The following is a 22,654-nucleotide window of genomic DNA, read 5'->3' on the forward strand; positions in this document are numbered from 1 at the left end:
CGCTCTACTTTTCCAGCGTTTTTATCAACGAATCTAAACGAGTAGACAAATGTTTTGCACCAACAAAACTCAGATGGTCGCAATCATTTGCCATATCATCCGTATAGTCATGCATCCCAAATTTATTTTCGTCCACCATTATAAAATGCGGATACACTTGCGCTAAAGAATCAAAATAGGCCGCCGTTTTTAAAGCCTGGCTCCGCTTTGTTCCATGCCGCCCAAAACTGCCCGTATTTGCATAACCAGGAGACTGCGGATAAACAAGCCCAATAATTTTAAAGCCTTTGTTTTGCGTGCTGTCAATAAAGGCGGTCAAGCTATCCACACTATTGTCATAATTTTTCTGCCAACTTGCGAGCATAGCAGAATCATTCTTAATCTCTGGATTGTCACTCCAACAGCCGGGTTCCAACACCAGCAAACCCTTCATATAGACATAATTCAAAGAATCGGCTCTTGTATAGCCAACATTGGCATCGACAAAGCGAACAAATGATTGAGGCAGACCTTCTTTCCAAAAATTATGGTTTCTGTCATAAAAATAACCCGGAGCCTGTCCAAACGCATTCTGCATTCTACTAGCCTTAGAATTATGCATCAAATCATACGATATTTCAACAATCAAATACTTTAAATTTTTAGCATGCGGAATAAAATAATTATCCATCAAATAGAGTGATGCCCAAATACTCCCACCAACGTATCCAAAATTAAGAGCCGATTTTGATATCTGCGTTGGGTCAAATCCCCTTTCAGTGCGGGATGTTCCTACGGCTATCACTTCTAAAGAATCATGCTCGTCCCAAAACATGCGCATTTTCAAGCTTGCCGCTCTTTCACCGCCTTGATAAATAGGGTCCCAGTACACGCCTGCACTATCCAAATCAAGATCTTTATTTCCAAACGTATTCTTGGGCATCACCCACATATTAGGGTGCCACAAATCTTCGCCTTCGACCAACTCGGTCACGCTAGAATCAAGAACATTCACTAACGCAAGTTTTGCATGTTCTCCTTGAACATCAACAAGCGATACAACAGCTAGATTATCGCGATTCACCCATTCAGAATGATCAAACGAAAAACCTTTTGGCGCAGGAATTGCCTGTACCATTTTACCATTGCTATCCGCAACAAGCAAGCGTTCATGCACCCCGTATTTTTCATTTGCAAAAGACCTCCCTGTAGAACCGCCAAAATCCAAAAACAGCGTCTGATTCAAGCCATCCTTCGAAAGTGACGCATTGCAAGCCTGCTCACCATTATACCATACATCATCTTTTCCATTCACATGCACGCGCAACCTACGCGCTCCCGATACAGCTCGATTCAAACTTTGCGAAACACCGCTGTGGTACGCACCATCCATCAGTTTCTTCGCTTGTCCAAACTTCCCGTTTGAAAAAGGAACAATCCATGTCCCGCGAGCCAAGAATTCCGCATCATCGCTATTATCGGATGCATTGTCGACAAACACAATCGAAGTATCGCCACCTTCACTCACATGCCAACGTGGAATCACAGCCTTTTCAACATCGAGCTTTACAAGGCCACCACCATTTGCATCCAAGTTTCTTACATATACCGAAGAGGGGCCATCAACACCTTCTATTCCCGTGCAAAAAGCAACCTTGCTTCCATCAGGCGAAATATCAGGATGAAATACTTGAACCGTATCAAAAATTTCTATAGCACCTGGACTTCTGCCATCATAATCAATATAAACCAAATTGCCTGTCACATTGTTTCTAAAAGCAAGTTTCGAATGGTATGTTCCCACCTTCTCACGAACATCCGACGAGAAAGCCATCATCTTCATGTAATTTGTTGCAACACCATTTTGCTCATCTAATCCAGTGGCTTCAGGAATTTTTCCAAACGCCAAACGAAATCCTATATACCCAGATAACGTCGAAGGAGTTACAGGATAAACATCTCCACGAGTATTCAGATTCATTTCAGAAGGAGCCTGAACCATCATACCCCCCTTGACGACTTTTTCAAGCGAACCAAACCAATCATTTGTCAGTTCAAGAGCGTTCCCCGCCAAATCACAAAAGCCAACCGAATCAGGGAACATGCACGGCTCATGGAGTTCAAAATTCGAATTTGTAGAATTCCAACTATACTTTTCAGGATTCCATGACTGCGATGCGGCCATCACCCATTCCGCTTCGGTCGGTAAACGAAAACCTTCTACATCGGAACGAACTTCAAGTCCTTCTAAATTAATGCAATGACCTTTCGCATTAAAAAAGGGCCTATGGTACGCATAAACCGAATCATATCCAAACAACCTGCTATACGCATTTGCAAAAAGGACAACATCATAATAGGACACATTAGTTACAGGCAACTTATCATTTGCACAATCCAATGCAAAGTACCAGTCCTCATCCTTGGCAATTTTATCGAATTCAGCGCATGTCACTTCATGAATTCCTAGCGAGTAAGCGGAATCCAGCTTTACGCGCACAAGATTCTTGCCTAACAAAACAGAAGCCCCGTTAGGTACAATTTTCATCATTCCTTCACGAAGAGAATCCAGCACGATTACAGGAGTCGACTCCGAATCGACACCCACAGCCGGATTTTCACGTCCATTCCCATGCGAATCCGAGCATGACGCAAGAACCACGCACAAAAGGAAACACGCAAACAATCTTCTCATGGCTAAATCGCAAAAACACATGAACATAAAATAAAAAACTCTTGAGCAATATTTACCATGAACGGAATAATTTTCATCAACACTCATTGAAATAATTCGTATATTCACATACAAAGGAGTCCTTATGGAACAAAAAAGAATTATCGCCTGCTTTATTGATTTTTTAATCGCAGCCGCAATAAGCAACATACCCTTCATCCTGTTAGTCATGCTACCACTGATTCAAAGGAACGGGCAAATGGAACCTAAGGAACTAATGGCAAAGACCTTACTTGCATCATTAATCGCAATGCAGTATCTCATATTCCGCGATGTTCCAAGCGGCGGCAGCATCGGAAAAAAAGTGATGAAATTGAAAGTCGTTGATATCGAAACGCAGGCGCCCGTTTCCACCGGCAGAAGAATCCTCCGAAACGTCACTTGGCTGTTAAGCTGGATAGAAATTTTCGCATTCATAATTACAAAGAAAAGAATTGGTGATAGAATCGCAAAGACCACCGTTGTTCTCATATCCAAACAACAGTAATCAATGGAAAATTTTTTCGGCACACTTTATCAAGTTTTCGCCACCTCGCCCTGGTGGGTGCAAGTCATTCTCGCATTATCCATCGGTATCTGCGCGCTCTCATTTTTAGCAATTCTAGTTTGCAGTCTTTTTCTAACTCCAATATGCGGGACTCATCACTCAATCGTACTAAAGCCAATATTACTCCATACATGGCACGCAGGCATCGTCACTCTCATCGCCATTTTCAAAGCGTTCCACCTCCCCACAGAGGGACTTGAACGCGGCAAAAGAGCCTACGAAGAAGAAATCTGCAAAGTCGAAGGAATCAAACACAGCATAAGCAATAAAGCCAAGACTAAAGAAGCGGATCCACCAAGCAATTCCCTCGGCAAGCACTCCTACAAAGACATCGAAGAATAGTTCAATAGCAAAAAACAACGCCCCGTAAGGCGTTGTTTTTTTTCAATGTCAAAAAAGGAGATTCCCACCTAAAAGTGGCCATGCGCACTATGGAACAAAGTTCCAAGTGCTGTCCGCCCGCTCGGAGGCGGGAATGACAAAGTCTCGCGGCTCTCGCCTTTACAGCAGTTGCGCTTTTCAAGCGCACTGCCCGGTGGCTCGGTCATGGGCTTTCGAGCAAGCTCGACGTCCGCGACGCTCGCCTTTACGGCACTTCCACAGAATCCAAAATCTTCTGCACGACGGTTTCGGCAGTGACTTCTTCTGCTTCAGCTTCGTAGCTCAGAATCACACGGTGGCGCAACACTTCCATCGCGACAGCCTTCACATCTTCCGGCGTCACGTAAGCGCGGCCCTGGATAAACGCATGAGCCTTCGAAGCCTGGGCAAGGCCGATAGAAGCACGCGGAGAAGCGCCCACTTCCACAAAGCCCACCAAGTCACTACGCTTGATGCTATCCGGATCACGCGTTGCCAAGACCAAGTTCACGATGTATTCGCGCACGCGTTCGTCCACATAAACCTGCTTCACAAGCTCGCGAGCCTTCAAAATGTCTTCCTTCGTTGCAACAGCCTTCGGCTGGCGGAGTCCTGCACCCGAAACAGCATCGAGAATCTTCATTTCGTCAGCCTTGTTCGGGTAGCTCACCTTTACCTTCAAGAGGAAACGGTCCACCTGAGCTTCTGGCAGCGGATACGTACCTTCCTGTTCAATCGGGTTCTGCGTTGCAAGCACCAAGAACGGTTCATCAAGCTTGAACGTTTCATCGCCAATCGTGATGTGGCGTTCCTGCATAGCTTCGAGCAAAGCACTCTGCACCTTCGACGGAGCACGGTTAATTTCATCAGCAAGCACAAGGTTCGTAAAGAGCGGGCCCTTGCGCGTTTCGAACTTTGCTTCACGGGCGTTATAAATCGTCGTACCGAGCAAGTCTGCCGGCAGCAAATCAGGAGTAAACTGGATACGCTTGAAGTCGAGCGACACGGCATCTGCAAAAGCCTTCACCGCAGTTGTCTTGGCAAGGCCCGGAAGACCTTCCAAAAGCACGTGGCCATCTGCCAAAATGCCCGTCAGAATGCTTTCGACCATAGCCTTCTGGCCAATCACCGTATCTTCAACTTCATGCAGCAAGTTCATGCAAAAAGAACTCTGCTGTCTAATCTTTTCCGAAAGTTCCTGAATATCCATTATTTAACCTCTAAGTTTTTTCGCTCTTTAAGATACTAAAATCTTTGAAAAAAAACAAATGCGTTATTCATTGCAACGACCTCCTCGGCCCGATAGTGCATCCAAAGCAGATTTTTTCACACTCAGCTTTTGTATATTACATTTATTCAGACTTATGACCACTTTTACCGAAGAAGAACTCCAAGCTTACGAGGCCGAAATTTGCGAAAAGCCTCTAGACCAACTATATCAAGAACTGCTAAAAGCCGAAGAAGACGAAGCATCCGAGCGTAAAAAGATTATCAAAGCCCGCATTGCCATCCTCGAAAAACGCGAAAGAAGAAAAGCTAGAGCCGAACAAAAAATTCTCGATACGCCACAACCATTGTCCGACAAAAGCGGCTTATTTCAATTTCTTCTCGTTATCGCAGGAACTTTCTTAATCCTTTTTCTTGAGTTTATTCCCCATATTCATATAAGCGATTTCTTCAGCGGCCGCTTTTTAGCCAGCATTAAATACATTCCCGCCATAGGAATCATTTTCTTGTCTACAAGATACATTCCCATATTCAGAACATATTTATGGGAAGAAAAAGATTCTCCAAAAGGCAAGGATATTCCCAGTTATTGGCTCAGGCATTTTAAAATGGCCTTGAGCATAGCCTCTTACTTTTTCTTCTTTTCCATTGAAACATTTGTCCGCGGAGATTACAATGGATTATTCTTTTATCAAGCCGGGCTGCCTGCATATATCATCGCCACAGGCTACTTCATTTCTTCTACTTCATACATCATCAACGCATTTTACCCGCTAAGCAAAAAGTTCCGTCCTAAATACGGAATAGCATTACTCGCTTTTGCTGTTATCCTCAATCTCATCATCGAGAAAATTTTCGGGTAATCAATTACCTACATTCATTTTTTGCCATTCTTCGTACTCTTCCAAAGACTGCAGTTCTCTCGCCTTTCGTCTTTCTTCTGCTTCTTCCTTTTCTTTTTCCAAATTTTTCAATCGCTCTTCTTCTTGCATTTTTTCATTCGCACTTTTTTTACCCTTCATACCAACAGCGCTCAAAGTTACAGCAAACCGATTCCGTTTATTATCTAAATCTCTACCATAACGAAATTCCAAAGCAAGCATGACCCCTTCTAATTGATACGAAGCAAAGAATCCACCTCCTACCTCATAATAAAAAAGCGGATGCGGTTCAGGGAAAGAAAGCGCCATGAATCCCTCTTTTGATTCGGATAGATATCGTTCAGCTCCATTTCTAGAAAAATGCTCCGTTAAGCCAATCTTCGCTTTAGCTCCAACAGGAATTTGTTGAATCATCATTGTACCAAATGAAACATCCTTCCAAAAATCATCCTTCACATAGTTACCCATATTAAAAGGAGAATAAATAGAACTCCATGCAGAAAGACCAAAATACGGAGAAACAAATCCCAATTGTGCAAACGGTGTTACTGATTGAGCGCCCAAACCAATTGAAAAAAATTCTTTATTCCAAAAAACAATTTCTGATAAATCAAGTACCCACTCTGAATAGCTTTCGCTCATATCTTTGTGGTAATTGTAATGCTCATCATTATTATCTAAATCGCCGCCATACAACGCAAGGCTCATATTTACAACAGCAGCATCTTTTTCGCAGCTACTCATGAACGCCGCAGCCGATGGCGGACGCATTATAGAACTGCACCCAGCAAGCATTGCTGACACAATCAAAACCAATAAACAAGCCAAGCGATTCATCTCGTATAAAATAGCTTTAATTCAAAAAGTTTCAACGTAATCCATCGGCAATTTTCAACCGCCCATCAGGCGATTCATACAAGAAGGCGATTCTGTCCCGGAACAAGTCCGGGGTGACAAGGAGCCCGGAATGACATTTGAGAAGGGCATGACAAAACGCCCTCTGGAGAAACGAATTTGGCAAACGGCGTTTACCAAATTGGGCAAGCTGTGCTTGCCCAATCTGAAAAACATCATTTTTCCAACACCGGGAAAATGATATTACTTTTTCTTTTTTTGAAATTTCAAAAGAGACGCGTCAGTCGCTTTCAAACGACGCGCCACCTTCTTAACATCTTCACTTGCAGGCAAATTTTCGGGAACAATACCACGATCAAGAAGCATTTTGCGGACAGCGCGATTATTATCCACATGTTCCTTCTCAATTTTCTTTTGACCAAAAAGATTTTTCGTCTGCGTTTTAACCGAAGTCATTTCAGCAGCAAGATCCTTAGCCTTGATACTTACCGTAGGCAAGAAATCCGCCAGCGGGCGACTCGTAGGAACATTATACTTACGCTTTAAGAGATTCGTATCAATATTGAACAACGCCTGATCGCCCTTGGAACGGATAACGGCAAAGCCCTTGCTATCTACACCTCGTTCAAACAATACTCCCGAGAGGACCTTTTCGGTATGCGCAAGCTTTTCCCTCGCCTGCACACGCTCCAATTCAAGAATACGGTCTTCAACAATTTCTGCCACACGAGTCTGCACGGCAAAATAATTCTGCGCAAAAGAAATTTCCGGCTTGCGAGAATCACCGTTCTGTGCAATCAAGTAACAAGCATATCGAGTAAGCATATAGTCATCAACTTCACGTACCGCCCCCTTTGCAAGATGGATCATTTTCCCGGCGCCGGGAAAATGATCATCTACAATTTCGCCTGCATTTTTACAGGCTTCCTTCGCCTTTTCAATAGCATTACTAAAACGCTCCCATTTAGTATATCCAAGTAACGTACTCAAGTCACGAGCACTCCAACATTCCACTCCTTGGTATTCGCAAGCAATAGTTTCGAACTTTTCGAACAGAGTCTTGATCTCTTCGGACTTCATTATAGCCTCCATGTAATCGCATTATGCGGTGCCGCTTTTGGCGGCAAGTTTATGATTAGAGGCGTTCCTGCAAAATCAAATTATGATTAAAGCAAAAACGCACCTCGCCTTTGTATAGCGAGATGCGCAGTCATTAATGTATCTATATATCAAAAAGTTGGCAAGGGGTACACAAAAATTTTACATAACCCAATATGTTTCTCAAACAGACCATTTTCCCCACGCCGGGAAAATGGTCTTACTTTTTCTTCTTCGCAGCGGGTAGTTCCGGGAGCATGGCGTCAAGCAAGCGCACAAGCAAGCCGTTGTCTGCAATTTGTTCTGTGGTGACACGCAACATCGGCTTTGCGCCATCGTACGGCAATTGCAATTTTGCATCCGGGAGCATCGCTTTTGCAGCAGCCACAGGCTTCACAAGCAAGCGGTCATCGTAAATTCCGCCAAATATTTTTCCATCAGCGTAAAGGATGTACTCGCCCATCATCTTGCGGGTCGTCACACGTAGTTCACCTTTGAACTGCGCCAAGACGTAATCACGGAACTTTTCAGAACTCGGCATTTTATCTCCCAAATAACATCAGAATCATAAAGCCTACATTACCACATTCGATGATTTCTGAGGCCTATATTTTCAAAACCATTCACTACAAAATACATTATTTCACTCATTAAATTTTCTACTAGCACAATTTGTTGTATATTATATGCCGCATGATAACAAAATTCACTGAAGAATATTTCAAGGACTATAAAGAACAAATTCGCAAGCTGCCGCTTGACGAACTTTATGAAGTTTTAGATATCATCAGGAAAGACGATTCCCCAGAACGTCAAAACATCGTCAAAGCGCGTATCGCAGAAATCGAAGGCGAAGAAGACGAAATAGACGAAACAAACACCGAACATAATTTCGCGCAGTTCGAGACATTTCCAAAGCAACCTATCGAATCAAATCCAGACTTAAACGATATCCAAATTTCAGTTCCAAGTTCTGAACAAGCAGACACCGAAAACGAGGACTCATCGAATTACGAAATCACGCAAGAAGAAATAGACAAATGCAATAACACGCAACCGATGCCCGATCCAGATGGTTTTTTATCATACCTATTCTGCATGGCACTCGGTTTTGGCATGGCCCTTTTTGCTCTAGTTGGATGTTCGATGAGCGCAAACCGAACCGCAGGCTTTCACGATTTAAAATTAATAACCATTCTGCCATATCTCAAATATATCCCTATAGGCGCAATCCTTTTTTTCAGTTTCTTAACAAAAGACAACAAAATACGAGACTACTGGCAAAACCATCTTAAATTTGCACTTGGTGTCGCATCATTTCTCGCTGTGGATGCCGCTACCACATTCATCTCGGGAACATACAACGGGATTTCCCATAGTTGCTCAGGAACGCCCGCATACATGCTTGCTACAGGGATTCTCTTTTTCTCGATAATATTTATCGCAAACGCATTTTATCCTATCAGTAAAAAGCTCCGTCCCAGGCACGGGCTTACGCTAGTTGCACTCGCCCTAATCCTTGAAACAGCCCTACGATAGCTTTGACAATTTCTTTTTCAGCATCCTTGCACAAGGCTTTTCGACAAACTCATGCAATGCAACAGCGATAAGCGAACAAAGTGCAATCGACACCGTAATTTGTAATACATTGTTCTGGATTCCGCATGCTGCGAACAGCCAATTTTCGATATCAGTATTGAATGTTTGCGCCAAGAAAAACGCATAGCTCGCCGCACTCGCATACCGCAACACCGATGAGTTCTGCAAATGCGGTGACTTGAGCCCCGCAAGCGTCAACGCCATACAGCCAAACAGCGGCACCGCAATCCAATCGTAAAGCATGTAATTACCCACGAAAAGATTGAGCCGCACCGCAATCGAAACACCTGCAACTAAAAGAACAGCCTCCACGACAAACGCTTTCCAAGTAGCGAACCACTTTACATTCACGGAAAGCGACGCTAAAACCACGCCGATGAAAAATTCCAGCCCGCGGAAAAACGGATTGGAATAAATGGAATCTGTCGAAAATGTATGCACCACCAACGGAGACCAGAACAAAATAAACAAGCTCAGGCCAATGGCAACAATCTTCGCACGAGTCCCCCACTGCTTTACAACCTCTTGCATCAGCGGAAACGCCAAGTACGCAAACAGCAGGCAAGAAATAAACCAAGTACCACCATTATGGCTCACCGGAAACAGCGTCGAAAATACGCTCTGCAATCCAAGCAGCTCAATCGGCAACAGCACTAGATTCTGGAACATCGATTCTTGCCCCAAGGTCACGACATACAACACCGCTACAAACAAGTACAAAGGAAAAATCCCGAAAATGCGTTTCAGGTAAAAATTCTTGAGTGCATCCTTCTGAAAAAGTTCACGTTCTCGGTAAGTGCGGAACAAGACGAATCCGGAAAGCATAAAGAATCCGGTCATGAAAATCGCACTCATCGAGACGAATCCCGTCAGCGGTCCAAAACTGCTTTCATGGTGAATATTGCAATGGAACAGCAGCACCATAATGGCAGCTACCACCCGAAATAAGTCGAGCCCCGCTGCACGATGTTTCGCCTTTTCCTTATCAATAATCATACATTTAGACCCATTCGACTTCGAGGCTTCGCCTCTCCGCTCAGGGTGACACATTCCTAAGCTCTACTCTTCTTCTTCCAGATCCATAAGGGTCATGGCAAGTTTCCAAGTTTCCTTGTTCTCGAAGCTGTCACGGATGCCGCCGCCATAGCGGGCATGGGCAAATTCTTCGACAAGGTGTTCCCAGCCTTCGAGCGAACCCGTTTTCACAAGGTTGTCGAGATTTATCGTAGAAGCATCCTTGACCCCAAAGCGGAGCGCTGCATATTCCTTGCAAATTCCTTCGAGTTCCAAGAGCCATTCGCGACTATCGGCCACCATCACACGTTGCTTCAAGACAATCATGCGTTCACGAATTGCCGATAAAGAATCTCTCCATTTTTCAAGAACCTTTTTCGCCTTCGCCCTGCGACGCATGCGCCAAATACCCGCAAAAACCAGGCACAAAGCGACAACAACACCCACTGCGATCGGAAGCATACTAACAGGGGCTTCAGCACGCACCGGCACAGAATCGCTACGCAAGTCTAGCGACTGTCCCATCGGTGTCGGGATTTCAAAACGCATTGCCGGGATATTCAAGTTACCCGTATCCTGCACTACAATCTTGTAGTTGAACGTAATCTGAGCCAGTTCCTTGCCGTCCTTAACAGTACGGCTCGATTCCTGCGAAACGCCCAACTGCATAATGCCCTTCGCATTTGCAGAACTCGTCGGCACCACCAAAATGGCACTACCTTGAACACTCCAAGAGACGGTCACCGGGAAATCAATCGTATCGCCCACAGTCACCTTAAGCGGAGCGTCCGAAAATCCAGTCGAAATAGTAATCCCCAACTGCTCCGGAGTCGGAAGCTGGAGTTCGTTCGCAGTACTACCAGCATTTGAACTATCCGGTTCTACCGCAAGGACATTCGTCGAATCTTTTTGTGTTGCGACAAGCAACGAATCAGCATTTTTTTCTTGATCTTCAGCCTTAGCTTTTTTAGCCTTGACAGGCTTCGCGGCCTTAGTATTTGCGTTCTTTTTCATATTAAAGAATATACAAATTCCATCTAAAAAAAGTCGACCCCGCATCAACATGCGGGGCGACAGATAAAGAAAGATTTAAGCTAGATTTAGACTAGACTCCAGCCGGGCGAACGAACAAACCGTTCAGCAAGGCAGAATACATCGTGAGCAAGATATCCGAGAAGTAGCTCTGCGTCGTAAGCGAAGGCACCTTTGCGTTCAAGCCCGTCGTGCAGGTAGAGAGCCATGTTGCATTGCCAGCAATGCCCGTAGCGCACCAAGCACCGTACCACTGCGACGGAACAACCGTATTGCTCGTGTAGTCAGCACCGACAGCCAAATTCCAAGAGTAGTTGACGGCAAGAGCCATGTTATTCGGGTCACCGCTAGCCTTCTTCGAAATGAAGGAGTTCAAAGTGGAAAGTACTGCGAGAGCGCGAGCATCCTGGTACCAATAGTAGTCCCAAGCGATACGCCACGGGATACGTACAGATTCCTTGTTGAACTGCCAGTAAGTCGTGTTTGCAGAACCGTTAGCAGGCTTGATTGCATTGCCAGCACCATCGCTCCAGTCCGGGAACACGCCCGTACCAGCGTTCTGGACCTGCTGCATGTAAGCATACATTGCATTCAAGACGCCAGTCCAGTTATGAGCAACGTCCACGATCGCAAAGAGACGGAGTGCCACCGGAGAGAAGTAACTCAGGTTGTAAACCGGATTTGTGCCCTTCCACATATCTTCGTCACCAGAGTAGATGAGCAAGTTAGCCGGGTTCACTTCGGCATCCCAAATGGCATTGATCAAGCTCATAGCGTCTTGCAAGTACAAGGCGTTACCCGACTTGAAATACATAAGGATCAAAGCCGTCGCGATATCTTCATCGGCGTCAGTAGCACTGGAGTTATCGACTTCGGTCCAGTGGAACGACTGGGTGATCCACGGCATAAGCTTTCTGTTGGAATATTCCCTAAAAGCTCTGCTGTAATTCCACAAGCGGAGGAACGTGTCATCATCACCATTGAAGTAAGCCAAAAGCATACCGTAACCGATACCTTCCGACACCGTGCAAGCACGGGTCTTCATGTTCGGGACCGTAGTGGTGTTATCAGAGCAGTAGCTCTTGTAATAACCCGTCTGGCTAGACCAAACGACACGGCCTGCCGGCATATATACAGCCGGGAACACAACGTTAAATTCCGTTGCAAGGGTCGGGTACGTGATCATTTCCTGTTCTTCGGTCGTGAAGTGGAAACTCTTCCACAACGCATAATGGTTAACAGCAAAAGCCGGGTTAGCCGTAGTTGCAAGCGGAGCATAAGTTCCAATCGGAGCCGGCGTAGCAGAGCTTGCCGGAACCGGAGCAGAACTAGTCGGTACCGGAGTAGAACTCATCGGGATCGGGGCAAAGGAACTGCTAGACAAACCCGGAAGCGGAACAACTGTAGAACTCGGGGTCGGATTAGGAGCGCTCGGAGCGGCATCATCACCGCAGGCGCCAAAGAAAAATGCTGAGCCAATCAAAACAGGCAACAGGATTTTTTTGCAAACCATAAAAGCCTCTCAATAAATATCCCCAAATAGCGGGGCTGGTAAACGCCAAAGTAATATATATAAATATAGCATTTAAGGAAAGGCCGCAAGCAAAAATCAAGTTTACTTGTGAGCACAAACACGAGCTTCAACATGCAGAAAAAGGCCGCTTGCGCGACCCTTGCCAAAAGATTTTTTGGAATCTGAAATTACTTCAGCACAATCTTGTCCACAAAATTGACGGATTTGCCGGTCACTTGGACCATGTACACGCCAACATCGAGAGAAGAAAGGTCTAGCGTAGAGCCTTTGTCAATGGCCCCCTTGGCAACCACTTGCCCCTGGATGTTCTTGACCTCGACCGTAGCGGCTGAATTTACGCCGGAAATGCCGAGATTACGCCCCAAGAGGGTTGCCTTGGCATTGGATGGTCCTCGAACTGAATTAATCGCATCATAAGGTAGACTAGGACCGCAACAGCCACAGCTTTGCGGGCAAGATCCATCGTACGGGCCAATAGCGCAGATGTTAAAGTCATACGTCCCCGGCTGAGCCTGCATCTTAAATTTCACCGAAACAAGCTGTTTTGCAGCCTCCTCACCTGAAATTTTCGTAGTCCCCTTGTACCAGGAAGGCTGCGTAAAGCCAGACCAAGGAATAGCCTTGGATGTAGAAGCTGAGGCCGCCTTCGAAAGAAGAGTTGCCGGATTTGCGTAACCAATTGTAGCGTCAAACTCGCCAAGACCGAGTTCGAGAGACGGAGCAACAGAAGAAGTATAAGTAATGCAGAGGCCACCCCAAGCGGAAGCATCACCTGGAACCGGATTACCAGAAGCGTCTTCACCAACAACGTTGAAACCGATTCCAACGAACGGATTATAGGTCAAAATGCCTTTATCGAGAACCGCCGAACCACAGATACCACCGCAGTGCTCGATTACAGGATCACTCCCAGAATTGGAATTAAATTCGTCAGATTCAACCGGCCATACAACCTTCGAATTACCACCATCGTCATTGTCATTATAGCTGTACCAATACCCATGAGTACCGGATCCATTACCAAGACCCGTTTGAATCTGAGATTCCCCGTATCCACCGTACCAAGTTTCGAACTCACCTGCAACTGCGGCAGAAACAGCGAACAACGCCGAAGCCGCTAGCATTTTCTTGTTCATGACAATCCTCCTATTTCAAACAAACACTAATGAATTAATATATAATTTTTTGACAAAAAAAAGGGCCGCTTGTGCGAGCCCTCTAAAATTTGACAGATTCGAAATTACTTCAGCACGATTTTGTCTACCATGTTGACGGACTTACCGGTCACATGGACCATGTAAACGCCAGCATCGAGAGAAGATAGGTCTAGCGTGGAGACCTTGTCAATCGAGCCCTTGGCTACAACTTGGCCTTGGATGTTCTTGATTTCGACCGTAGCAGCAGTATTTACACCCGTAATGCCGAGATTACGCCCTAAAAGGGTCGCCTTGGCATTGGAAGCTTCGCGAACCGGTTTAATTGCATGAGGCACAGGACCGCAACAACCACAACTTGCCGGGCAGATGCCACCCGTGTACGGACCAATAGCGCAGATGTTGAAGTCATAGTTACCCGCAGCAGCCTGGATCTTGAACTTGACTGAAACGAGCTGTGCAGCAGCGTCAGTACCGCTCATCTTTGTGGTACCCTTGTACCAAGACGGCTGAGTAAAGCCAGACCACGGAATGGACTTCGTTGCAGCGGCAGAAGCAGCCTTAGCAAGAGAAGCAGCCGGGTTAGCGTAACCGATCGTTGCGTCAACGTCGCCGAGACCGAGTTCGAGAGACGGAGCAGCAGCAGAAGTATAAGTAATGCAGAGGCCACCCCAAGCAGAAGCGTCACCCGGCACCGGATCACCAGAAGCGCCTTCGCCAACGACGTTGAAGCCGATACCAACGAACGGGTTATAGGTCAAGGAACCCTTGGCAAGAGCTGCAGTACCGCAGATACCACCGCAGTGTTCAACAACCGGGTCCATAGCGGTAGCAGAGTATTCGTTACCGAGTTCGACCGGCCAAATAACCTTGGATTCACCACCGTCACCATCGTCGCCGTAGCTGAACCAGTAACCGTAGGTGTTGGATTCGTTACCGATACCTGTTTCGACCTGCGGAGCATCGCCCAGCCAGGTGTCAAAAGCAAATACAGCAGAGGCAGCAAGAAGTGCCGATGCAATTATGATTTTCTTGTTCATAGCAATCCTCCTTATTTAGAACAAACACTCACAAATCAATATAACATTTTATCAAAGCAAAAGAACTAAAAATATACAAGCGTATTCGAAACTGTATGGATCCTATCGCAATTGTATAACAAGAAATAATGGTTTCTATCGGCACTTCGTGCCTCCAGAATGACAACGCTTAGAATACAGAAAAGGGCCGCTTGCGCGACCCTTCTCTAAAGATTCTTTGGAATCCGAAATTACTTCAACACGATCTTGTTGGAGAAGTTGACGGACTTGCCAGCAACGCGAACCATGTAGACGCCTGCATCGAGAGCAGCGAGGTTCATTGCGCTAGAAGCGTCACCCTTAGCAACAACCTGACCCTGGAGGTTCATGACTTCTGCAGTAGCGTTGGACTTAACGCCAGAGAAGCTGAGGGTACGGCCAGTGAGGTTTGCCTTAACAGAGGAAGAAGCACGGACAGCCTTAACATTTGTCTGACCGCAGACGGACGGGCAGGTGCCACCAGTGTACGGACCGATAGCGCAGATGTTGAAGTCATAGTTACCAGCAGCAGCCTGGATCTTGAACTTAACAGCAACGAGCTGTGCAGCAGCGTCAGTACCGCTCATCTTTGTGGTACCCTTGTACCAAGACGGCTGAGTAAAGCCAGACCACGGAATGGACTTCGTTGCAGCGGCAGAAGCAGCCTTAGCAAGAGAAGCAGCCGGGTTAGCGTAACCGATCGTTGCGTCAACGTCGCCGAGACCGAGTTCGAGAGACGGAGCAGCAGCAGAAGTATAAGTAATGCAGAGGCCACCCCAAGCAGAAGCGTCACCCGGCACCGGATCACCAGAAGCACCTTCACCAACGACGTTGAAGCCGATACCAACGAACGGGTTATAGGTCAAGGAACCCTTGGCAAGAGCTGCAGTACCGCAGATACCACCGCAGTGTTCAACAACCGGGTCCATAGCGGTAGCAGAGTATTCGTTACCGAGTTCGACCGGCCAAATAACCTTGGATTCACCACCGTCACCGTCGTCGCCGTAGCTGAACCAGTAACCGTAGGTGTTAGTATCGTTACCAATACCAGTTTCGACCTGCGGAGCATCGCCCAGCCAGGTGTCAAAAGCAAATACAGCAGAGGCAGCGAGAAGTGCCGATGCAAGTGTAAGTTTCTTATTCATAATTCTCTCTCTTTTTTAACTGTTTTACCCAAATTGGGTGATTTGGACAACAATATATTTTTTTTTCTTCAAAAATGCCATACTTACAGCCATTTGAAAAAAAAATTTACATTAGAAGATACAAACCGCCCTTTCTCTAGTAATATAGCACATCGCGAGCGGCCAAAGTACATACAAATTTCCTTACAAATTACTTTTGTGTATTTTATCACATAAATGGAACGCAACTTTTTTATTACGATAACGGGTATTTCATTCTAGCCCGCAGAAAGCTACATTATATAGTAATACCAAACAGGGTGACGGTGTAAAACCCAAACACAAAAGCTCAACGAGCAACGTGTTACAATAGTAAACAAAAAATTAGCCTAAAATGTTTACTATCTTGGATTTATTAAGATAATTTTTGTCAAAACAAAAGGAAACAACACTCATGAAATTGACAAAGCTACTGACAAGCATCTTGGCAGGCGCGGCTATATCCGCCTTTGCAGCCGATGCATCAACAGCAACCCCCAAGAAAGTTGGGCCGGTATCTTATTACGGCGCACTCCACACTAGCGGCAGTAAGATCATTGGCGCGAAGAACAACCAGCAGGTCATGCTCCGCGGCGTGAGCCTTTTCTGGTCCGATGCAACGGGTCTTTCTTACTATAACCCGACCGTCATTTCATGGGTTGTAGACAATCTCAAAATTGACGTGTTCCGCTATGCCATGGGTATCGAATACTACGACTCCAATGGCGGCACCAAGAACAAGCTGGACGATCAGGTTTCTTATACGAAGTCCCCGGAAGGCCAGCTCTCCACCATCGACAGAATGGTCCAGGCTGCTATCGAAAACGACGTCTATATCGTCATCGACTGGCATAGCCACAGAGCTCACCTCGAAACAAGCATCGCCAAGGATTTCTTCGCCAAGATTTCCCAGAAATACAAAGATGTCCCGAACATCATCTATGAAATCTACAACGAACCGGTCAGCGGTAGCGGTGGCGACTGGGGTGCCATCAAGAACTACGCCAACTCTGTCGTACCGGCTATCCGTACCAACACGCAGAACTTGATCATCGTCGGTACGCCGAACTGGTCCCAGCACCCGGAACAGGGCGCAAGAGACCCGATCCAATCCACGAACATTGCTTACGTTTTGCACTTCTACGCCTCCAGCCACTCCAAGGGTAGCTACGGCAGTAACGTCTCTAGCGCACTCAGCGCCGGTTATCCGGTGTTCATCTCTGAATGGGGTACCACGAACGCTGACGGTGACGGCGAACCGAACTCCAGCGCAACAAACGAATGGACTCAGTTCATGGACCAGAACATGATTCCGAACTGCAACTGGAGCTTGCGTCAGCAGACTTCCGATGTGGACCAGAAGAGCGAAAAGTCCGCCATCTTCGCTGGCGAAAAGTCCCTCATCACGGCCGCAGCCCTCGATGCAGCAACTTTCACCTCCTCGGGTAATATCATCAAGAGCTACCTCACCAAGAACGCACGTTCCTGGGCAGACTCCCTCGTCAAGGGCAAGAGCGGCAGCTGCTCCTTCAAGGCTACAACAGCCAAGCAGACTGACGGCAAGATTTCTGGAGTCCTCAAGTCCGGTTGTACTTACACTTCCAGCAACGAAAAGGTTGCTTCCGCTTCTGGCAGCGACATCGTCGTGGGCGACTATGGTTTCGCCATCCTCACTGGTAATGACGGTTCTCAGTCTATCGTGACGGTCAAGCAAGTTGCAGGCCAGACCATCACGAACCTCTCTGATATCACTTGCAATTACTCCGGTAGCTGCACTGCCGCATCCAAGAACGGCATGTCTCGCGACTTCGACGGTGACGGCGTCAAGGACTACCTCCTCACCATGGACGACAAAACCAATGAAGGCTCCAAGTTCACCCTCACTTCTCTTGACCCGACAACCGTTTCTGTAAGCAAGTCCAAGTGCACCAACAACAACTGCTCCAACTCTCAGAAGAACCAGCAAGTTTGGATGTTGCACTTCCACAAGTACGGCACAGCCAAGGTCGTTGCATCTGCACCGGCAATTACAGGCTTCCGCGCCATGCAGGACACCTTCGAAATTACTTATAAGAAGGGTTCCTACAACATGAACAACAAGTTCAAGGACCAGACCATCGCTCTTGGCGGCACCACTACTGAAGGCTTCCCGGACGCAATGCTTGGCAGCGCAGTGACCTACACGTTCAACGGCCAGCCCACCACGCCTTACTTGACAAAGGTCGGCAACGCATTCGTCGGCGGAAACCAGAACGCAATTTTCGTTGTCACGGCTCACATTGCTGAGACTGCGGACTACGAAGAATTCGAAAGATCTGTAACGGTTATCGTTGGCGACGCTGGTACCGCAGTCAACTTGGCCGATTGGATTGCATACACGCAGCCGGCAGCCATCAAGCCGACCAACAAGATTGCAAACAGCCTCAACGCCCGCATGAACGGCTCGATGCTCCAGTTCACGACCAAGAATACCGGTCTCGTGAAGGTCGACATCTACGATGCACTCGGTGCAAGCGTGAAGCAGATGTCCGAAGTCTACGGCAAGGGCAGCCACGCCATCGACCTCAAGGGTCTCCCGAACGGCTCCTACACGCTCGTTGTCCGCCAGGGTAGCCAGAAGGCTTCCATCCGCTGGACGAACAAGTAATTAAATAATGGCGGGCTCCGCCCGCAAAACAAATGTGAAAAACTCCAGCCGTTGGCTGGAGTTTTTTTTCTTGCAAAGTTTTTGAAATGAAGATGCCCGCTCGGAGGCGGGCATGACAACGCATTTTCGTGAAAATTCTTGTAAGGTTCTATTGTTTCGAGCCGTTCAACTTGTAAGAGCGTTCTCCATCGCGGATAATCACGTTATTGCGGGTACGCTCAACGAAGGGAACTTTTTGCTTTTGTGCAGACTTAGAGATTGAGTTCAACCTTGCCGTGTGCTTATTCTCATCGTAAACATAACGTCCGATGTAGACTCCATAGCCCGACAATCTATTAGCAAATTGAATACAGTCTGCGCCTATCGTTTCACCACAAACGCTCAAGTAAACATCAATATTACCACCGCTCCAATCTCCATATTTAAGTTCGCTCAGATTTACGTCAAATGAAATTTCATTGTTGCCATCAAACGTCATTACAGTATCTCCGCCAGCAACCGAAATTGTACGGCTATGGACGTCACGAAAATCAACATTTGACATTTCAATATATTTTGCCAATGGTGCAGGGACGGTATCCAAATTTCCCTGCCTTTGAGGAATCGACAAGACCAACTTCGTTTTCATCTTGCGCGTCAAATTCCCAAAACCCACATTCTGAAAGCGCAACTTCGCACGGAACATGCCATCAGAGCCCACCGTATCGCTCAGCCAAGATTCGCGCAGAACGTAACGGTAGCCCAAGTGGTCATTAATGTACTTGAAACCCGTAAGCGAATCAATTTTCGTGCCATCGTACTCAAAATCTGTCCCTTTAAAATGAGATTTTTTCCAGCTATCAATCAGGTTGTTGTTCCACTGGATATTCAAATAGCTCGTATGTGTGCGGAAGCCCTCGTATGCAAGGAATTCCGGCGTATTGATGACCTGATAACCGTTTGCAGTCGTAAGCGCCTCGCCGCCATAAGGCGTGTTGATACCGTACTTTTCGAGCCAAGCAACACCTTCTTCGCGGCAGATGGATGTTTTGCAATCCGCGCCCCACGTGCCATAATCATATTGCGTACCCAAGTAGCCATCGTTGAACATTCCCACACGGTACATCGTATCGCCCTTGGCTTTTGCGATTTCAGCAAACTTTTCGCCGTCGATATGGAAGTCCACGCCCCAATTGTCAAAGCCAAGCACCTTCGCCGAATAGTTCCCTGTTCGCGTTAGAATCTTGAGTTCAGGAGGTGTGCTGCGGAGCATCAGGTTCGTCGCTTCGGCAACGCGGTCATAAGTAATGCTCGTGTCGGAGTGCATTTCGCCATAGGCGCCGTGCATGCCCATTTCGAGCGCGACAATGACATCGGTATTCTTCGAAAGCACCGGCGCGAGCTGTTCCACATGCTTGAGGACCCACTTGTGTTCCGGTGTCACGTTGCTACGGCCATTGTACCACGGGTCATAACAGATGCGCACGATAACGTGCCCACCATTCTTGCGGATATTGTCAAACGTCGTCTGCAAAACGCCTAGAGCATCTTCCGTGAGGTCCTGGCTTTTGCCCCATGTCGTATCCTTCTTGCCACCCGTTGTATCAATCCCAAGCCATGCACGGCTACTAAATTCCGAGATTTCGGCACGCAAATGCAAAAGCTTGCTATACGGTTTTTCGATCGGCTTACCGCCCGAAGGCTTTATATGCAATACCTGCGGTGTGTAGAATCCGCGGTCGTAATTCGTTAAAGTAAGCATGTGGTCGGTCGTGTCGATATCCTGTTTCACGAGCCCCGCTGCAAAAACAGGAGATTGCGGCAAGGCAAGCAACATAACCATAAGTGCAGAATGCGCAAAATGCGCGGCACCCCTCAAATTGAAAAAACTAGAAACACTCATACCCGTAATATATATCAAATCAACGCAGAAAGCCCGACGTTTCCGCCGGGCCCCTAACATTTCACAAACGTTTCTACCCTGAACTCAATTAGTTCACGCGGTTAAATGCGTAACCGATAGCAACCTTTTCCGTGCTAGAAAGGTTGTTGTAGCGCTTGATCTTGATCGTCAGCGGATCAGAAGTCGGAGCTACGAAATCGACAAGTTCGAACGGATTGTACGCCGTAGCCGAAGAAGCAATCTTTTTGCCATTCTGCCAAACGCTCAAGTCGAGGTCCTGCGCAACTCTACGATATCTCATGGCAAATTCACCAGAAGTCAACCAAGAAACTGCAATACGGTAACGTCTGCCCTGCTTGATATTTGCTTCTGTGAACTTGATTTCGCGATCAGAATCGAAGTTGGAATTATTATTACCAGCCCAGAAGTTCCAACGGTTATCCTTACCCTGTGCAAAATTCCCATAGTACGGAATACCCGCTTCAAAGTCATTCGTGCCATCAATGTCGAATTCCGGATTCTGAACAGGATTACTGCCCACAATCAAGACTGCCTTGACGAGTTCAGGATGCCACCACAAGAACGGATGGTTAGAAAGCAAGTTTGCAGTCATGCCCGCCATAAACGGAGTTGCAGCACTCGTTCCGTTGAAATATCCGTTATAGGTGTCACCCGGTTTTGCTGTGTACGACGGATCATCCGGGAAAATGAAGTTCGTATAGTTCGCAACTTCCGGCTTGTCGCTAAAAGTACGGCCATTCTTGGAAGAAGAATAATCCACGTACTTGTTATCTACCGGAGAAATAGCGCCAACGGAAATAGCATTGAGCGCCCTGCTCGGAGAACCAACGAAACTTTCGCGACCTTCGTTGCTTGCTGCAACAAATTCAACCACGCCATTTTCATAGATATAGTTGTCCATTGTTGCATCGCCATCCGTGTAATCGCCTACATCATTTTCAATGACATAGTCCCAGGAATTCGAGCCCACCAGAATCGGTGTTGTGTAATTGGCAGGATTTGCCGGGCCATAAACATCTTGCAAGCCATAAAGCTTTGACTCCGGAGCTGTTGTCTGCAAGATTCTCATTACACCGATTGCATGGGTAGAATACGAATTGCAAGGAAGTTCCAACTGCTGGAAGTAACCGGGATTTATATAATTTCTCGGAACGCAGCCACCTTCATTGTAATGGACGCCAACGCCCTTTCCCTTAATGCCGTTGTTGTGCGCATAAGCCGTCACGCCAGACTTCACAAGGATTCTTCTGTAATCCCAGAATTCGTTCACGCCATAAGTAATTTGCGGCTTCGGCTTTTTGTATTCCGAGATATACGTTGTTTCGTTGCTCGAAAGTTCCTTTTCGATTTCGCTAGCCGTCAAATAGGCAATACGCGGTGCTCTAAAGGATTTTCTAGAACTATCGTACTTCTTTCTACGCTTATCAGCTTTATCCAGGTAATCCTTTTCGCTCACCTTGGAACCATTCAGCCAATACACCTTCTGATTCGATTCCGAATTGAATTCATATCGACCATTTGTGTTTTGCACAGTGGCATCGTTCACCTTGATATCGCTAATGACAACCTTAATCTTCTGGACATCGGAATCGTTGATTTCGTATTTCAACGAGCCTTTGCCCTTGAGGGAGCCGCCACGGCGACCCAACAAGTCGGACGTCACCGGAACGCTGCGCTTTAGGTTGTTTTTCTTTTGTGCTTCGACGAATTTCTGGACGCCCTTGTCCATACGGGATTCGGCAGATTCACCCACCAATTCCGTTTCAAGGACATCAGCGTCTTTGGAAATCGGCTTTGCATAAGAAGCGGATCCTCCTACAAGAACCGCCATTGCTGTCAATGCCAGCATTTTTTTATTCATAGTACACT

The 22,654-nt window shown here is 46.7% G+C and carries 18 protein-coding genes; 5 read left to right on the forward strand and 13 right to left on the reverse strand.

All coding sequences use genetic code 11. The features are described 5' to 3' along the window. Positions 1-4: 4 nt before the first annotated feature. Positions 5-2,674 (reverse strand): TIGR02171 family lipoprotein, encoded by a 2,670-nt coding sequence (locus tag BUA34_RS11805; RefSeq protein ID WP_254794455.1) that lies wholly within the window; start codon positions 2,672-2,674, stop codon positions 5-7. Between the two features lie 124 nt (positions 2,675-2,798). Between BUA34_RS11805 and BUA34_RS11810 the strand changes: the two genes are divergently transcribed. Together BUA34_RS11810 and BUA34_RS15785 are read left to right on the forward strand one after the other, a co-directional pair. Beyond that, the gene (locus tag BUA34_RS11810; RefSeq protein ID WP_072829855.1) at positions 2,799-3,200 is read left to right on the forward strand and encodes an RDD family protein; all 402 of its coding nucleotides are present in this window, start codon (positions 2,799-2,801) and stop codon (positions 3,198-3,200) included. A 3-nt stretch (positions 3,201-3,203) separates the two neighbouring features. Further along, positions 3,204-3,602, forward strand: coding sequence for a hypothetical protein (locus BUA34_RS15785; protein WP_139255937.1), 399 nt, complete (start codon positions 3,204-3,206; stop codon positions 3,600-3,602). A gap of 244 nt (positions 3,603-3,846) precedes the next feature. Here BUA34_RS15785 and BUA34_RS11820 read toward each other — a convergent pair whose 3' ends face one another. Beyond that, positions 3,847-4,830 (reverse strand): AAA family ATPase, encoded by a 984-nt coding sequence (locus BUA34_RS11820; RefSeq protein WP_072829859.1) that lies wholly within the window; start codon positions 4,828-4,830, stop codon positions 3,847-3,849. 154 nt (positions 4,831-4,984) lie between these two features. Between BUA34_RS11820 and BUA34_RS11825 the strand changes: the two genes are divergently transcribed. Further along, a complete protein-coding gene (locus BUA34_RS11825) occupies positions 4,985-5,710 on the forward strand; it encodes a hypothetical protein (protein WP_072829861.1) in 726 nt (241 codons plus the stop codon). Here the strand turns inward: BUA34_RS11825 and BUA34_RS11830 are convergent, their stop codons facing one another. The 3 genes from BUA34_RS11830 to BUA34_RS11840 form a co-directional block, all read right to left on the reverse strand. Continuing rightward, positions 5,711-6,556 carry a hypothetical protein gene (locus BUA34_RS11830; RefSeq protein WP_139255938.1) on the reverse strand — a complete coding sequence of 282 codons (846 nt, stop codon included), beginning with the start codon at positions 6,554-6,556 and terminating at the stop codon, positions 5,711-5,713. It lies immediately after the preceding gene. A 270-nt stretch (positions 6,557-6,826) separates the two neighbouring features. Then, on the reverse strand, positions 6,827-7,663 hold the full coding sequence (gene dinD / locus BUA34_RS11835) for a DNA damage-inducible protein D (RefSeq protein WP_072829865.1): 837 nt from the start codon (positions 7,661-7,663) through the stop codon (positions 6,827-6,829). A 238-nt stretch (positions 7,664-7,901) separates the two neighbouring features. Beyond that, entirely contained in the window at positions 7,902-8,222 is a 321-nt protein-coding gene (locus tag BUA34_RS11840; protein WP_072829867.1) for a TfoX/Sxy family protein, read from the reverse strand. Between the two features lie 152 nt (positions 8,223-8,374). On the opposite strand from BUA34_RS11840, the gene BUA34_RS11845 reads away from it, so the two are divergent. After that, positions 8,375-9,220: a hypothetical protein gene (locus BUA34_RS11845; RefSeq protein ID WP_072829869.1), complete on the forward strand. Its 846-nt coding sequence runs from the start codon at positions 8,375-8,377 to the stop codon at positions 9,218-9,220. Here the strand turns inward: BUA34_RS11845 and BUA34_RS11850 are convergent. The 6 genes from BUA34_RS11850 to BUA34_RS11875 all read right to left on the reverse strand — a co-directional run bounded on the left by BUA34_RS11850 (position 9,212) and on the right by BUA34_RS11875 (position 16,217). Further along, complete coding sequence (locus BUA34_RS11850) at positions 9,212-10,276, reverse strand: acyltransferase family protein (RefSeq protein WP_072829871.1); 1,065 nt, start codon at positions 10,274-10,276, stop codon at positions 9,212-9,214. The genes BUA34_RS11845 and BUA34_RS11850 overlap by 9 nt on opposite strands. A 63-nt stretch (positions 10,277-10,339) precedes the next feature. After that, the gene (locus tag BUA34_RS11855) at positions 10,340-11,308 is read right to left on the reverse strand and encodes a DUF4381 domain-containing protein (protein WP_072829873.1); all 969 of its coding nucleotides are present in this window, start codon (positions 11,306-11,308) and stop codon (positions 10,340-10,342) included. A gap of 91 nt (positions 11,309-11,399) precedes the next feature. After that, on the reverse strand, positions 11,400-12,839 hold the full coding sequence (locus tag BUA34_RS11860; RefSeq protein WP_072829875.1) for a glycosyl hydrolase family 8: 1,440 nt from the start codon (positions 12,837-12,839) through the stop codon (positions 11,400-11,402). Between the two features lie 188 nt (positions 12,840-13,027). Next, positions 13,028-13,996: a T9SS type A sorting domain-containing protein gene (locus BUA34_RS11865; protein ID WP_072829877.1), complete on the reverse strand. Its 969-nt coding sequence runs from the start codon at positions 13,994-13,996 to the stop codon at positions 13,028-13,030. A gap of 104 nt (positions 13,997-14,100) precedes the next feature. Then, positions 14,101-15,054, reverse strand: a complete 954-nt coding sequence (locus BUA34_RS11870; protein ID WP_072829879.1) for a T9SS type A sorting domain-containing protein — start codon at positions 15,052-15,054, stop codon at positions 14,101-14,103. 230 nt (positions 15,055-15,284) lie between these two features. Then, complete coding sequence (locus tag BUA34_RS11875; protein ID WP_072829881.1) at positions 15,285-16,217, reverse strand: T9SS type A sorting domain-containing protein; 933 nt, start codon at positions 16,215-16,217, stop codon at positions 15,285-15,287. Between the two features lie 433 nt (positions 16,218-16,650). Here BUA34_RS11875 and BUA34_RS11880 point away from each other — a divergent pair, with 433 nt between their 5' ends. Continuing rightward, on the forward strand, positions 16,651-18,882 hold the full coding sequence (locus BUA34_RS11880) for a cellulase family glycosylhydrolase (RefSeq protein ID WP_072829883.1): 2,232 nt from the start codon (positions 16,651-16,653) through the stop codon (positions 18,880-18,882). Between the two features lie 148 nt (positions 18,883-19,030). Here the strand turns inward: BUA34_RS11880 and BUA34_RS11885 are convergent, their stop codons facing one another. After that, positions 19,031-20,764 (reverse strand): DUF4832 domain-containing protein, encoded by a 1,734-nt coding sequence (locus tag BUA34_RS11885; RefSeq protein WP_083579782.1) that lies wholly within the window; start codon positions 20,762-20,764, stop codon positions 19,031-19,033. Positions 20,765-20,852: 88 nt separating this feature from the next. After that, positions 20,853-22,646, reverse strand: a complete 1,794-nt coding sequence (locus BUA34_RS11890; protein WP_072829885.1) for a S8 family serine peptidase — start codon at positions 22,644-22,646, stop codon at positions 20,853-20,855. Between the last annotated feature and the right edge of the window lie 8 nt (positions 22,647-22,654).

Source organism: Fibrobacter sp. UWB12 (assembly GCF_900142485.1).
Taxonomy (GTDB): Bacteria; Fibrobacterota; Fibrobacteria; order Fibrobacterales; family Fibrobacteraceae; genus Fibrobacter.